Origin of the sequence: Salegentibacter echinorum (assembly GCF_900129445.1) — a bacterium.
Taxonomy (GTDB): Bacteria; Bacteroidota; Bacteroidia; order Flavobacteriales; family Flavobacteriaceae; genus Salegentibacter; species Salegentibacter echinorum.
On sequence record NZ_FQVT01000005.1, the window covers coordinates 257,062 to 270,798 of the forward strand.

The window sequence follows — 13,737 nt, forward strand, 5'->3', positions numbered from 1 at the left end:
AAAACTTTTTATAGCCCTCTACAGATTAGGGAATTTAACTCAACGCAGTGAAAATCAACTTTACATGCGTTAGCTTATATAGATTCATTCTAAATGCAAATATAAGTGTAAAAGCTAAGAAAACGAAGTAATTACCCGGATTTGATTGGTAAAGATTTAGAGGTTCAAAGTTGAAAGTTTAAGGCTGCAAAAAACAAGTAAGCTTCCCGCCTTAACTCTTTCCAGGATCCCAAAAATATTCTCTAAAATCCTGCACTTTTAAATCCTTTACCGGTACTCCTTCTTCTTCTAACATGCTCTGCATGGCATTATTATCACCAAAATGACTTTTTCCTGTTAGTAGCCCATTTCGGTTTACCACTCTATGCGCAGGAACATCTGCCATTAATTTAGAAGAATTTAGAGCATACCCAACCATCCTGGCGCTTTTTGTAGCGCCCACGCATTTTGCGATTGCTCCAAAAGAAGTTACTTTACCTTTAGGTATTTTTCGTACCACGGTATAGACCCGCTCAAAAAAGTTCTGCTCCATCTAATTTTAAGTATAGTAGATCCTAAGAAGGGTTACAATAATAAGTACCAGCATTAAAATTGCCATAAAGTAATTGGAGTATTTAGCAATGGCTTCAGCTTGTTTTTCAATACGAATAAAAGAAATCACGTAGAAATATAATGTTGTAAATGTTCCCAGGGAGGCTGCTAATACAAAAACAATAACCCTAATCCAATGATAATTCATCCCCGTGCCAATATTTAAAGCTCCGGCCACAGCAACAAAGTAAGGAATAGGAAAAACGTTTAAAGCAGCGATGAGCATTCCTTTAAAAATACTATTGGAATTTGTTTTTTGGGAATGGTGTTGCAAACCTTTCCTGTTTTTCGCCTGAATAAAAAAATAAACTCCCAGAATAATGAAGATCACCAGGGCGGTTCGCAGCAAAATATTTTGAACAAATTCATTTCTAAAGATGTATTTCGCCAATAAAACAGCTATTGTTGCCTGGACAATCACAACTATTGTCGCCCCAATGGCTACATACAATCCGTTTTTCTTCCCTTTTTCCACACAGGTCTTTGCCACGGTCATATTTACCAAACCCGGTGGCACTACTCCTATAAGAGCTGCAAAAAAAGTAATTAGAAAAAGCTTAGTTTCTTCCAAAAAAGACCTATTTTATCTTAAATTGAATATAAGTAATTGGTTTTCCCTGCTCAAGATACTGTTTTTCGTAGAAAGTTTGTATTTCGGTTACCGCTTTTGGTGAATATTCATTTTTATAAATATTGTGATGGGCATAAACAATCTCGTGACCGGCACCATGCAGTAAGCCTAAAGTATAGCCGTGCATAAATTCGCTATCGGTTTTTAGGTTTACCACCCCATTAGGTTTTAGAATATGATTGTATTTTTTTAGAAATTCACTATTTGTCAAGCGGTGTTTAGTGCGTTTATATTTTATTTGCGGATCTGGAAAAGTGATCCAAATTTCATCTACCTCCCCTTGTGCAAAAACAGTATCAATCAACTCTATTTGGGTTCTCAAAAAAGCAACATTGTCCAGCTCTTCTTCTATAGCTGTTTTAGCGCCCCGCCAAAATCTTGCGCCCTTAATATCTATTCCTATAAAGTTTTTTTCTGAATCCTGTTTGGAAAGGCCAATGGTGTATTCCCCTTTTCCGCAGCCAAGTTCTAAAACAATAGGGTTTTCATTTTTAAAAAAGTCTTGGCGCCAGTTTCCTTTTAACTCAAATTGATCTTTTTCCAGCTCTTCCCGCGAAGGTTGAAGCACATTTCTAAAAGTCTCATTTTCTCTGAATCGTCTTAATTTATTCTTACTTCCCACGTTTTAATGTATAATTTTGGGTAAAATTAAATAAAATAGCGCACAGGCTCGTCATAATAATTTTGATAATTGAAACCAGCATGATACTCAACGTAAAAAATAGGCAACTCACAACTTGTCCCGACTAATTCAATTAGATAGGGAGATGATTATATCCTTTGAAAAAATCCCGCAGTGGTTAAAACTATAACAGATGAAGAGAACCAGGATTTTAGTAGCTGTTTTAAATTGGGGACTAGGCCACGCAACCCGTTGTATCCCAATTATAAAAGCCCTGGAGAAAAATAATTTTGAAGTTTTTATCGCTTCCAATGGGGATGCCTTGCGCCTACTCAAAACAGAATTTAAGCACCTGGAAAGTATTACACTCCCTGCTTACAACATCTTCTATAGTAGAAAGCCACAATTTTTAAAATGGAAATTACTTGCGCAAAGTCCGCATATTTTAAAAACCATAAGCAAGGAAAAGAAGCTCGTGGAAGAATTGGTTCAGAAATATAAGTTTAACGGGATAATTTCTGATAATCGCTGGGGTTGCAGGCATCCAGATGTAAAAAGCGTGTTTATCACCCACCAACATCGGGTTTTAAGCGGAAACACTACTTATTTCAGCAGTAAAATTCAGCAGAAATATATCGCCAAATTTGACGAATGCTGGATACCCGATATTCCCGGAAAACGAAATTTAAGCGGAATTATGGGACATTCTACAACAACCGCCGATAATGTAAAATATATTGGTGTGCTTAGTCGGTTTCAAAATAAAACCCTGGAGATTAAGTACGATCTTGCCGTGATTTTATCGGGCCCCGAACCACAACGAACGTTATTGGAAAACGCACTCTTAAAAAATCTGAAAAAATGCGACAAAAAAATAATTCTTGTGAGGGGAAAAATAAACGGCGATATACTTGTTGCTGAAAACAAACAAATTCAGGTTGAAAATTACCTAAACAGTATGGCCCTTGAAAAGGTGATACTACAGAGTGATATTATTATTTGCCGTTCCGGTTACTCCAGCCTTATGGACCTTACGAAATTAGAAAAGAAAGCTTTTTTAATCCCCACCCCGGGACAGTTTGAGCAGGAGTATCTAGCAAAGCGTTGTAGAGAACTGGGAATAGCTCCTTATTGCCAACAAAAAGATTTTAAGTATGCTAAACTGAAAGAATTAGCCAATTATTCGGGGTTTCAGGATTTAAAATCAGAAGTCGATTTTAGCAGCCACCTCGCTCTTTTTAAGCGTAAATGAAAATTCACTGCCAACGCCAAATTCACTTTTTACAGAGACTTTCTCATCGTGAGCTTCCAGAATATGTTTAACAATGGAAAGGCCAAGCCCAGAACCTCCTTCTTTTCTTGAACCACTTTTATCTACCCGAAAAAACCGTTCAAAAACCCGTGGCAAATTCTCTCTTTCTATACCTTCACCATTATCGGAAACCCTTAACAGCACCTTTTCTTTATTTAAATCTTCAATAGAAACCTCTGTAGTTCCGTCGTTATGACCATATTTAATAGAATTGACGATTAAATTAGTAACCGCCTGTTGAATCCTTTCCCTATCGGCATTTACAAGAATTGGAGATTTATAATCTTCAGAAAAAATTAAATTAATATTTTTTTTGGCAGCTTTCATCTCTAAAAGATCAAAGGAATTCTGGATTAATTCCACAAAATTAAAATCTTCCTTTTGCAAGTGAAGGTCGCCCGTCTCCAACTTGGTAATCATATCCAGGTCTTTTACAATATAGACCAGCCGTTCCACTCCCTTATTGGCACGTTGCAGGTATTTTTTTCTTACCGTTTTATCTTTCATCGCCCCGTCCAATAAAGTTAAAATATAACCCTGCACCGTAAAAAGTGGCGTTTTAAGCTCATGAGACACATTACCCATAAACTCTTTTCGGTATATTTCCCTATCTTTTAAGCTTTCGATCTCCAGTTTTTTATCTTTTGTAAATTTTTCTACCTCTCTACTTAACGTGGCCATATCTGTAGTCACCTGGCTTGGAAACAGGGTAGTTGCATCTAAAAGCGAAACACTATCATAAATCTTTTTGATTCGTTTATAGATAAAATTCTCAACCCGGTATTGAATTATAAAAAATGAAATAAAATAGGTTAAAAGTATAAAAGCAATAAAAGGCCCCGGAACAAATTGGCCGGTAAAATAGGCAAAGCAAGCTAATACCACCCCCTGAAAAATTGTGATATAGAGCGCCGTCTTTACCGCAAATTTGTAGGAACGTTTAAATTTCTTAGCCATTAAACAACAAATTTATAACCTACGCCTTTTACGGTTTTAAAGCGCTCATCTCCAATTTTCTCCCGCAACTTCCTAATATGAACATCTATAGTACGACCGCCAACAATCACCTCTGCACCCCATACCTGCTCCAAAATATCTTCTCGTTTAAATACTTTTCCCGGTTTGGAAGCTAGTAAGGATAACAATTCAAACTCCTTTCGTGGCAACGCCAGTTCTTCTCCTTCCTTAATCACCTTATATTCCTCCCGGTTTATAATGAGATCTTTTATTTTAACCACATTAGATGTTTCTGTGTCATCTTTAAACCTTCTAAGCAAAGCCTTTACTTTACTTACCAGGACTTTTGGCTTAATGGGCTTGGTAATATAATCGTCGGCACCGGCATCAAATCCGGCCATTTGGGAGTAATCTTCGCCCCTGGCAGTGAGAAAGGTAATAATGGTATCTTCTAAAGCAGGGATTTGTCTTATTTGTTCGCAGGCTTCAATGCCATCCATCTCTGGCATCATCACATCTAACATAATTAATTGCGGCTTTATTTTTTTTGCGAGTTTCACCGCATCTTTCCCATTATTGGCGGTAATCACCTGATAACCTTTCCCTGTTAGATTATACCCAACAATTTCCAGGATATCTGGTTCATCATCTACCAGTAAAATTTTAATGTCCTTCTTTTTCATTTTAAGTTGATTTATTAAAGCTTTCTGAGGTATTTATAATATGTGAACATCAAAATAGTTGATAAAACACATCTCAAATAAACTCCACTACGGCTTCAAATATGGGATAAAAATAATTATAAATTTAAACTTTCCGCACTACAAATTGCTTGATAACCTTAAGCTAACATTATAATCATAAACACATAATTCCAGCTTAACAGCAGTTTTACACTGCCGTCGTTAATTTGCTCCAAAGAATTAAAGAAAACAATGAAAAACTATTTACTCACCCTGTCTATACTATTATTAAGCATAGTTTTACAGGCCCAGGAAGAAACTACGGGAGCCATCGTCGGGAAATTAAGCGATAAGGAGATGCAAGGTGAGCCTCTTCCCTTTGCTAATATAATAATTAAGGAAACCAACGAGGGCACCACTTCAGATTTTGATGGCTTTTACGCTTTAAAAAATCTTGAACCAGGCACATATACTGTAGCATTTAGTTTTATAGGTTACAAAACTTTAGAAATACCGAGTGTAGAAGTAGTTCCAGGAAAGGTTACTGAAGTAAACACGAAACTTGGGGCAAGTGCAGCTTCCCTGAATGAGGTGGTTATTTCTACCATTTCCAGAAAAGACTCTGAAGTAGCTTTGCTTATAGCGCAGAAGAAAGCAATTCAAATTAAAGAAAGTATTGGCGCACAAGAGCTGGCGAAAATAGGCGTCACAGACGCTGCTACCGCAACCACAAAATTATCTGGAGTAACCAGTAGTGAAGCTTCCGGGGATATTTTTGTAAGAGGTCTTGGCGACAGGTATCTACACACCACTATGAACGGTCTTCCTATTCCTTCTGATGATGTGGAACGAAAGAATATTGATTTAGGTCTTTTTCCAACGCGGGTAATTAAAAGTGTGGGCATAAGCAAAACTTACTCTCCCTCCTACTCTGCAGACCAAGCCTCTGGAAATGTTAATATCGAATCCAGGTCTCTTCTAGGTTCCCGGGAATTAAGTGCAGGTGTAAGAACTGGAATAAACACAAATGTCTTCCAGGATGATGTAGTAAATAATTTTAAAGCATCACCTAATGCCAATATGATTTCCTTTGGATTCTACTCTAAAGACATGCCCACCCAGAATGCCGTTACACAACAAAGTTGGGACACTCAAACCGTAGATTTTCCTTTAAATTATCGTTACGCTTTAAATGGCGGTACAAAAATTGGTGAAAAATTTGAATTTTTCTTTTCCGGAGCGCAAACCGTAGCCCATAAGTACCGTAAGGGTTTATTCCAAAATTATAATACCAATACGCTGGAAGATTATTATACCGATGCCACCCGGTTTTCGAAAACCATCAACACCACTGGTCTTTTAGATTTGGAATATGAATTTAATAACAACCACTCCCTTCGCGTCTTAAGCCTTTTTATTAACAAAACAGCAGATATTGTTTATGAAGCAGGAAGAAATGGGGAGGGTTTTACCCAGGATGAAACCGATGAGGCCGAAAATCTAAATCAGTTTGTAAGAGATCAAAATTTACGTCATACCAGGCTATCGGTAAACCAACTTCTTGGCGACCACCAGTTAGGAGAAAAAAACCATCTTACCTGGGGAGTAGGTGCAAATTTTATCGATGCCAACGAACCCAACCGTATAAGGAATGAAATTAATTTTAATGAGGAACAGGTTAGTCTTGGCAGACAGGGGAATTATCAAAACAGGAAGAGCACCCAAACTATATATGATAAAGAAATTAGTGCTCGTTTAAATGATGAACTTGAAATTATTAAGAAAGATTCCATTAGCCTGGTTTTAAACTTTGGAGGAAACTACAGAAATAAAGACAGAGATTTTGCTTCACAGTTTTTTGGCCTGGATGAGCCCAATGGCACCGTTTTAAACGCCGGTTCCATAGATAACCTAAATAGCATCCTTAACCAGGAAAATGTTGAGAATGGCAGCTTAAGAAATAATGAGCAAAGAGAAGATACCTACACCGGGAATTTAGAATCTACTGCCGGGTACATCTCGGCTAACTATACCGTAAATAAGTTTAATTTTAATGTTGGCGCCAGGTACCAAAAAGATGATATAAGCGTACACTACAACGTTAGTAACACTTTTCCCAGAGAGGATATTATAGCGAAATCTTATGATAACATCTATCCCTCTTTAAATATCCGTTATGCTTTAAATGACAATAATAATCTTAGGCTTGCTGCAAGTAAGACCATCACCCTGCCAGAATTTAAAGAAATATCTCCCTTTCCATATGTAGATCCAAGAGCACAAACTACTCAGGGCAACCCTGAACTAATGGCCAGCAACACCTACAATTTGGATATTAAATGGGAATTATTTCCATCAAATTCTCAACTTATCTCCTTAACAGGATTTTATAAGCAAATTAAAGATCCTATTCAGAAAACCCAGGTAACGGGCTCTTCAGGATATTTCAGATTTTTTAATACTTCTGAAAAAGCGGAAGTATATGGTCTTGAATTCGATGCCGATCTAAACATTTTAAATCCAGAAGAAGGCCATAGCCTGGATTTTGGCCTTAATGCAACAAAAATGTGGCACGAGCAAGACCTTAAAGATGTATATAATGAGGACGGAGCCCTGGTAAGAACTTTTAAATACAAAAACAAGACTACCAGCGAATTACAGGGTGCCTCTGATTGGATTTTTAATGCCGCTCTAAACTTTAAAACCAATTGGGAACGCGCTTTTTCAGCAAACGTATCGGCAAATTATGCCACGGGTAAAATTTTCGCTCTAGGCTCTACGAATAATGTTAAGGATTATGAGAATTACTATAACGACGAGATCATTGAAAAAGGTTTTGTTTCGTTAAATACGGTGCTCGTTCAGGAGCTAAATGATAATTGGAACTTACGGTTTACAGGAAAAAACCTACTTAACCCCGAAATAGAAAGAACACAGAATATAAAACCCATAGGTGGCCCGGAAAGAACCGAAACAGTCTTTTCCTATACCCGTGGTATGATATTAAACTTAGGAGTAAGTTTTAAATTTTAAAAAATTAACAATTAATCTTTAACTATTATTAATCAATTCAATTTTAAATCATGAAGAAACTAAATTCAAATTTAACAATGTTATTTTCTCTACTCTTACTTGCTGTTTTTACAAGCTGTAGCAATGATGACGATGTACTAAATCCAAATCCAGAACCGCCGGTTGGAGAGGAAAGCAAATTGGAAGGATCTTTAGCAGAAGATAGGACACTAGATCCTTCTGTTGAATATCAATTAACAGGATACTATAGCGTAGCAGAAGGCGCTACTTTAACTATTCCTGCAGGTACTATTATTAACACTGCTACCGGAACAGATGTATTTATTGCCGTACAACAAGGCGGTAAGATAGATATTCAGGGTACTGCAGATGCACCTGTAAGAATGAAACCCTCAGGAGAAGGTGTTTGGGGTGGTCTTATTCTTTTAGGAAGAGCAGAAACTACAGCTGGTGCAGATGCCAAGGCTGAAGTTAATGACCTTATTTACGGGGGTAGCGATAGTGAAGATAATTCAGGATCTATTAATTACCTAATCATCGAAAACTCAGGAGCTCAAATTAGTGCCGATTCTCAATACAATGGTCTTAGCTTATACGCAGTAGGTTCTGGTACAACTATTGAAAATGTCGCCTTATTAAACGGGGAAGATGATGGTGTGGAGTTCTTTGGAGGCAGCGTAAGTGCTTCAAATATTTATGTAGAAAATCTTCAGGATGATGCCATTGACTGGACTGAAGGATGGAATGGAACTCTTAGTAATACTTATGTGAAACACACACGTAATGATTTTTCTACTGCTCTTGAAGCTGATGGCAATGACGTGCAACCTACCATTACTAATTTCACAGCAGTCTCAGAAACAGGAGGTACTGCCCTGCAGTTTAAAGCTAATTCGGGAGCTATCATTACAGGGCTTTCTTTATCTGGATACGACACAAGCATTGAATTAGCCGATAAAGACCAGGGGGATTTTGCTAACATTCAAATTGAAGGTATAGATTCTAATCCTAATAAAGCTTATGAAACTGAAGCAACTGTAGATGTAGCCATTTTTAGCTGGGTACAATAGTTAGCAAACTACATTATTCTCAAGTACTTTTTGATTTAGCCCAAAAGGAGGCTGCCCTCATCGGCAGCCTTTTTTAATAAAATATTAAGAGTTAATGCACAATATTTCTGGCAGGATTTTTGAAATTTTATTGTAGTTTTGTAAAAACCTCGAAAAGAAAGCATGAAGCAATTCTACTTTTATAGTTTCATATTGGCTATTTTCCTCACATTTTCCGCACCAAATGCGGCTTATGCGCAGGATACTACCAGCACGGGGAATAAAATAGAAATCCCTATAGATGGATTATCCATCTATCCAAACCCCGTAACAAACGGCAAGGTTTATATTCGCACTTCAAAAAATAAAGAAAAAGAGGTTCAAATTTATAATGTATTGGGCAAACCCGTGCAACGTACCAGGATTAGAGGTAGAGAACTGGATGTTTCTTCACTTAGTGCAGGTATCTACATTTTAAAAATCAAAGAGGAAGAAGCCAGCGCCACCCGAAAGTTGGTTGTTAGATAATATCTTCTATCAAGTTTTAGTTTCTCTTTAATTTCCGCATTAAAATCATTTTTCAGAATGCTATCAGAAAGAATTTTTAAAATTTCTAACGAACAGGAATTTAAAGAAATTTCTCTACAGGTTTTTGCTTTCCAATATTCCAATAATGAGGTTTACCGTGAGTTCTGCGATCTTTTAAAACAAACTCCCAACAATACTTCCAGAATTGAAGAAATTCCTTTTCTTCCAATAGAGTTTTTTAAAAAACGAAAAATAGTTTGTGGGCATCAGAAACCGGAGATCACTTTTACCAGTAGTGGTACCAGCGGCAACCAAACCAGCAAGCATTTGGTATCCAATTTAAAAATTTATGAAGATAGTTTTTTAAAAGCTTTTGAAGAATTTTATGGAAACCCAGAAGAAATTGTAATTTTAGCCTTACTTCCGGCTTATCTGGAGCGCCAGGGTTCTTCCTTAATCTATATGGCCGATAGCTTTATAAAGAAAAGCAAACATCCCGAAAGTGGTTTTTATTTAAACAATCTTGAAGAGCTTCAGCAAAAATTAAAAACCCTGGATAAAAACGGTAAAAAAATATTACTTCTGGGCGTTTCTTTTGCGCTACTGGATCTGGTAGAAAACTACGATTTCAACCTACAAAATACCGTAGTTATGGAAACCGGCGGGATGAAAGGCAGGCGCAAAGAAATGATTAGGGAGGAGTTACACAAGATTCTTGCCGCAGGTTTTGGGGTAAAGCATATTCATAGTGAATATGGTATGACCGAGTTGCTCTCACAGGCTTATTCCAAAAGCAATGGAATCTTTGAATGCCCGGCCTGGATGCGACTTTTAATACGAGACCCCGAAGACCCCCTGAGCCTACTACCAAAAGGAAAAACCGGCGGAATTAATGTGATTGACCTGGCCAATCTTAACTCTTGTTCATTTATTGCTACCCAGGATTTGGGTAAAAAAATAAGTGCTAACCAGTTTGAAATTTTAGGAAGATTTGATAACAGTGATATTCGCGGTTGTAACCTTCTCGTGCTGTAGCTATAAACACTTGCCAACAAAAGCCTAAAAATCAAATTTTTATAGTTAAAAATATCTAAAGATTGTAATTTTTAGAACTTCTCACGACCTATTTAATGCAAGGAAATATTAGATGATGATGAATCCTTGCGAGCTAAGTGAATTTTTTTCATATTAGATTGGTTAGTTAGTTGCAAGCCCCGTAAACTCCCCGTTTACGGGGCTTTGTATTTTAATCCAAACCTTAAAGCAAAAAGAATTATCAGTTAACAAATTTTCTTACTAAATTAGTTTTTTAGCCGTCATTAATGCTTATAGTTTAGCACTGCCTTTATAATATCTTAGTTTATCATTCAGAGCGCAGCGAAGAACTTGACCCAAAGCTAAAGAGATTCCTCTCCCGTATTCTCGGGAAGGAATGACAGCTCATTACAACAGAAAAAGCTTGATTAAACTACAGCTAGATTAATGAATTTTCGGGCTAAACAGCTCTTAAAATATAAGTGTTCTTTTTACCTTTATTCAGGATTACATATTTTCCGTTTATCAGATCCTTTTCGGTAATACTATAATCTTCTTTTACTTTTTCTTTATTTACAGATACCGAATTCTCTTTAAGAGCTCTTCTGGCCTCTCCGTTAGATTTTAAAAAATTAGTCTTAGCCGAAAGAGCTGCAATCATATCCAATCCCTTATCGAGCTCGGTTTTGGAAATTTCAGCTTGTGGCACACCTTCAAAAACATCTAAAAAAGTAGCCTCATCCAGTGCTTTTAAATCGGCAGCGGTACTTTTTCCAAAGAGTACTTCAGAAGCTTTTACCGCGTTATCAAAATCTTCGCGGGAGTGAACCATCACCGTAATTTCTTCAGCTAAAGTTTTTTGCAACAAGCGTAAGTGTGGCGCTTCGTGATGTTCTTTTACCAGGGCTTCAATCTTTTCCTTATCTAAAAAGGTAAAGATCTTTATATATTTTTCAGCATCAAGATCACTGGTGTTTACCCAATATTGGTAGAATTTATAAGGTGAAGTGCGCTCTTTATCCAACCAAATATTACCACCCTCGGTCTTTCCAAATTTGGTGCCGTCGGCTTTGGTGATAAGCGGGCAGGTAAGCCCAAATCCTTTTCCATTTGCAATGCGCCGAATCATCTCGGTACCGGTGGTTATATTGCCCCACTGGTCGCTTCCGCCCATTTGTAGTGTACAATCTTTCTCATTAAATAAATGAAGAAAATCGTAGCCCTGTACTAATTGGTAAGTAAATTCTGTAAAAGAGAGGCCTTCCGCAGCATCAGGAGAAAAGCGCTTTTTTACCGAATCTTTAGACATCATATAATTTACAGTAATATGCTTACCTACATCCCTAATAAACTCGAGAAAACTGAAATTTTTCATCCAGTCGTAATTATTCACCATAACCGCGGCATTATCCTCTTCCTTGCCAAAATCTAAAAAATTAGAAAGCTGATTTTTAATCGCCTGCTGATTGTGTTTTAATGTTTCTTCATCCAACAAATTACGCTCGGCAGATTTCCCCGATGGATCTCCAATCATTCCTGTAGCGCCACCAACCAAAGCATAAGGTTTATGTCCCGCCAATTGAAAATGCCTAAGCATCATCACGCTAACCAGGTGTCCAATATGCAGGGAATCGGCCGTTGGGTCTATGCCCACATAAGCTGAACGCATTTTTTCCTTTAAATGTTCTTCGGTTCCCGGCATTGCATCGTGCAACATGCCACGCCAGGTAAGTTCTTCTACAAAATTTGTATTCATAAGTCCAAAAATTTTACTCGATAATCGAGATTAAATGCTCCGCCCCCAACGGTTCCAGGGATGACACGAAATTAAAATAATCTCTTATATAAAACCTCGTAAGTTTGTCCCGAGGCGGTTTATTCAAAAATAGGCGTAAAGATACCACAAATGCTTATTTTTCCTAAGTCGTTTTGATATATTTACCAAATGATTTTAGTTACAGGAGGCACCGGACTGGTTGGATCGCATTTATTGCTGAATTTACTGAAAGCCGGCAAAAACGTACGGGCAATTCACAGGAAAACCAGCGACCTTAATAAGGTACAACAGGTGTTTTCATATTATATAGAAAAGGAAGAAGCAAGCAAATTATTTAATAAAATTGAATGGTTTGAAGCCAATATTCTTAATATTCCTGCACTTACCAAAGCCTTTAAAGATGTTACTACTGTTTATCACTGCGCTGCGATGGTTTCTTTTAACCCAGGTGACGACAAACAACTAAGAAAGGTTAATATTGAAGGTACTGCTAATGTGGCAAATTTATGTATTGGCAAAAAAATTGAGAAATTCTGCTATGTGAGTAGCGTGGCCGCCCTGGGAAGTAGCCTGAACAATAATTTGATTACCGAGAAAAATTATTGGAATCCTGAAGAAGACCATAGCGATTATGCTATCTCTAAATATGGAGCCGAAATTGAAGTATGGCGTGCCTCGCAAGAGGGTGTTCCTACTATAATTGTAAACCCCGGGATAATCATTGGCCCCGGATTTTGGCACGAAGGTTCGGGACAAATATTCACAAAAATTGATAAAGGCTTAAATTATCATTTTCCAAAAATAGCAGGATTTGTAGGCGTTGAAGATGTAGTAAAAGCGATGCGACAGCTTATGGAGTCTCCAATTTTTAATGAATCTTATATTCTAGTTTCGGATAATAAAAGTTTTAAAGAAATTTTGGATAGCACTGCTACCGCTTTAGAGAAACCAATCCCCGAAAAACAACTTACAACGTGGATACTCTGGATAGGATGGTTTTTTCAAAAAATTGGCGGATTTTTCGGTTTTAAACGACAAATCTCTAAACATACCGTTAACTCGCTTTTTTCGGATTCTAAATATGCCAACGAAAAAATTAAAACTGCAATTGATTTTGAATTCGAACCAATTTCAGCAGTAATTAAAAATACTGCTTCACAGTACAAGCAAGATCAAGCTGGGTGAATGGTAATGTGATGATCTGTTAATTCGGTGATGTGGTGATGTCACTTGAGGACTTGAAGATGTGTTAATTTGATAGTTTGAACAAACAACAAAAGATCGCCACGTCCTTCGTCCTCGCGATGACCCGGTAAGAACATCCCAACCCGCAACTCGTAACCAGTTAGCAATCGCAGTATTCAATAGACAAAACGAGAAACACCAAATATGTTACAACAAAAGATTGCCGCGCTCCTACGTCGCTATCATTGACGTATTTATGTAACCAACTGTTTTTCAGAAAGTTCATATCCGAGTTTTCTTGCTATTTTCAAGATATTTCGTTGTTTTTGTTCGA

At 37.2% G+C, this 13,737-nt stretch carries 12 protein-coding genes; 6 read left to right on the forward strand and 6 right to left on the reverse strand.

What is annotated here, in order from left to right; all coding sequences use genetic code 11:
- Positions 1-211: 211 nt before the first annotated feature.
- The 3 genes from BUA71_RS10650 to trmB are packed head-to-tail and all read right to left on the reverse strand — an operon-like array spanning position 212 to position 1,844.
- A complete protein-coding gene (locus tag BUA71_RS10650; protein ID WP_072879548.1) occupies positions 212-532 on the reverse strand; it encodes an MGMT family protein in 321 nt (106 codons plus the stop codon).
- A 6-nt stretch (positions 533-538) separates the two neighbouring features.
- On the reverse strand, positions 539-1,162 hold the full coding sequence (locus tag BUA71_RS10655; RefSeq protein WP_072879550.1) for a LysE family translocator: 624 nt from the start codon (positions 1,160-1,162) through the stop codon (positions 539-541).
- A 7-nt stretch (positions 1,163-1,169) separates the two neighbouring features.
- On the reverse strand, positions 1,170-1,844 hold the full coding sequence (gene trmB / locus BUA71_RS10660; protein ID WP_072879552.1) for a tRNA (guanosine(46)-N7)-methyltransferase TrmB: 675 nt from the start codon (positions 1,842-1,844) through the stop codon (positions 1,170-1,172).
- A gap of 193 nt (positions 1,845-2,037) precedes the next feature.
- Between trmB and BUA71_RS10665 the strand changes: the two genes are divergently transcribed.
- Complete coding sequence (locus tag BUA71_RS10665) at positions 2,038-3,096, forward strand: glycosyltransferase (RefSeq protein WP_072879554.1); 1,059 nt, start codon at positions 2,038-2,040, stop codon at positions 3,094-3,096.
- Here the strand turns inward: BUA71_RS10665 and BUA71_RS10670 are convergent.
- Complete coding sequence (locus BUA71_RS10670) at positions 3,049-4,113, reverse strand: sensor histidine kinase (protein WP_072879556.1); 1,065 nt, start codon at positions 4,111-4,113, stop codon at positions 3,049-3,051. The genes BUA71_RS10665 and BUA71_RS10670 overlap by 48 nt on opposite strands.
- Complete coding sequence (locus tag BUA71_RS10675; protein ID WP_072879558.1) at positions 4,113-4,796, reverse strand: response regulator transcription factor; 684 nt, start codon at positions 4,794-4,796, stop codon at positions 4,113-4,115. Before BUA71_RS10675 ends, BUA71_RS10670 begins: the two co-directional genes overlap by 1 nt.
- 252 nt (positions 4,797-5,048) lie before the next feature.
- Here BUA71_RS10675 and BUA71_RS10680 point away from each other — a divergent pair, with 252 nt between their 5' ends.
- The 4 genes from BUA71_RS10680 (at position 5,049) to BUA71_RS10695 (ending at position 10,441) form a co-directional block, all read left to right on the forward strand.
- Positions 5,049-7,829 (forward strand): TonB-dependent receptor, encoded by a 2,781-nt coding sequence (locus tag BUA71_RS10680; RefSeq protein ID WP_072879560.1) that lies wholly within the window; start codon positions 5,049-5,051, stop codon positions 7,827-7,829.
- A 50-nt stretch (positions 7,830-7,879) separates the two neighbouring features.
- The gene (locus BUA71_RS10685; protein WP_072879562.1) at positions 7,880-8,899 is read left to right on the forward strand and encodes a hypothetical protein; all 1,020 of its coding nucleotides are present in this window, start codon (positions 7,880-7,882) and stop codon (positions 8,897-8,899) included.
- Between the two features lie 162 nt (positions 8,900-9,061).
- On the forward strand, positions 9,062-9,406 hold the full coding sequence (locus BUA71_RS10690; RefSeq protein ID WP_072879564.1) for a T9SS type A sorting domain-containing protein: 345 nt from the start codon (positions 9,062-9,064) through the stop codon (positions 9,404-9,406).
- A gap of 57 nt (positions 9,407-9,463) precedes the next feature.
- Positions 9,464-10,441 (forward strand): LuxE/PaaK family acyltransferase, encoded by a 978-nt coding sequence (locus tag BUA71_RS10695; protein ID WP_072879566.1) that lies wholly within the window; start codon positions 9,464-9,466, stop codon positions 10,439-10,441.
- Between the two features lie 460 nt (positions 10,442-10,901).
- Here the strand turns inward: BUA71_RS10695 and tyrS are convergent, their stop codons facing one another.
- Entirely contained in the window at positions 10,902-12,197 is a 1,296-nt protein-coding gene (tyrS, locus tag BUA71_RS10700) for a tyrosine--tRNA ligase (protein WP_072879568.1), read from the reverse strand.
- 189 nt (positions 12,198-12,386) lie between these two features.
- On the opposite strand from tyrS, the gene BUA71_RS10705 reads away from it, so the two are divergent.
- Positions 12,387-13,403, forward strand: coding sequence for an NAD-dependent epimerase/dehydratase family protein (locus tag BUA71_RS10705; RefSeq protein ID WP_072879570.1), 1,017 nt, complete (start codon positions 12,387-12,389; stop codon positions 13,401-13,403).
- Positions 13,404-13,737 lie beyond the last annotated feature (334 nt).

Bases quoted from the DNA above. Each gene is read 5' to 3' on its own strand.
- tyrS (WP_072879568.1), bottom strand. From the start codon at position 12,197: ATGAATACAAATTTTGTAGAAGAACTTACCTGGCGTGGCATGTTGCAC.
- BUA71_RS10675 (WP_072879558.1), bottom strand. From the start codon at position 4,796: ATGAAAAAGAAGGACATTAAAATTTTACTGGTAGATGATGAACCAGAT.
- BUA71_RS10690 (WP_072879564.1), top strand. From the start codon at position 9,062: ATGAAGCAATTCTACTTTTATAGTTTCATATTGGCTATTTTCCTCACA.
- BUA71_RS10665 (WP_072879554.1), top strand. From the start codon at position 2,038: ATGAAGAGAACCAGGATTTTAGTAGCTGTTTTAAATTGGGGACTAGGC.
- BUA71_RS10680 (WP_072879560.1), top strand. From the start codon at position 5,049: ATGAAAAACTATTTACTCACCCTGTCTATACTATTATTAAGCATAGTT.
- BUA71_RS10695 (WP_072879566.1), top strand. From the start codon at position 9,464: ATGCTATCAGAAAGAATTTTTAAAATTTCTAACGAACAGGAATTTAAA.
- BUA71_RS10685 (WP_072879562.1), top strand. From the start codon at position 7,880: ATGAAGAAACTAAATTCAAATTTAACAATGTTATTTTCTCTACTCTTA.
- BUA71_RS10650 (WP_072879548.1), bottom strand. From the start codon at position 532: ATGGAGCAGAACTTTTTTGAGCGGGTCTATACCGTGGTACGAAAAATA.
- BUA71_RS10670 (WP_072879556.1), bottom strand. From the start codon at position 4,113: ATGGCTAAGAAATTTAAACGTTCCTACAAATTTGCGGTAAAGACGGCG.
- BUA71_RS10705 (WP_072879570.1), top strand. From the start codon at position 12,387: ATGATTTTAGTTACAGGAGGCACCGGACTGGTTGGATCGCATTTATTG.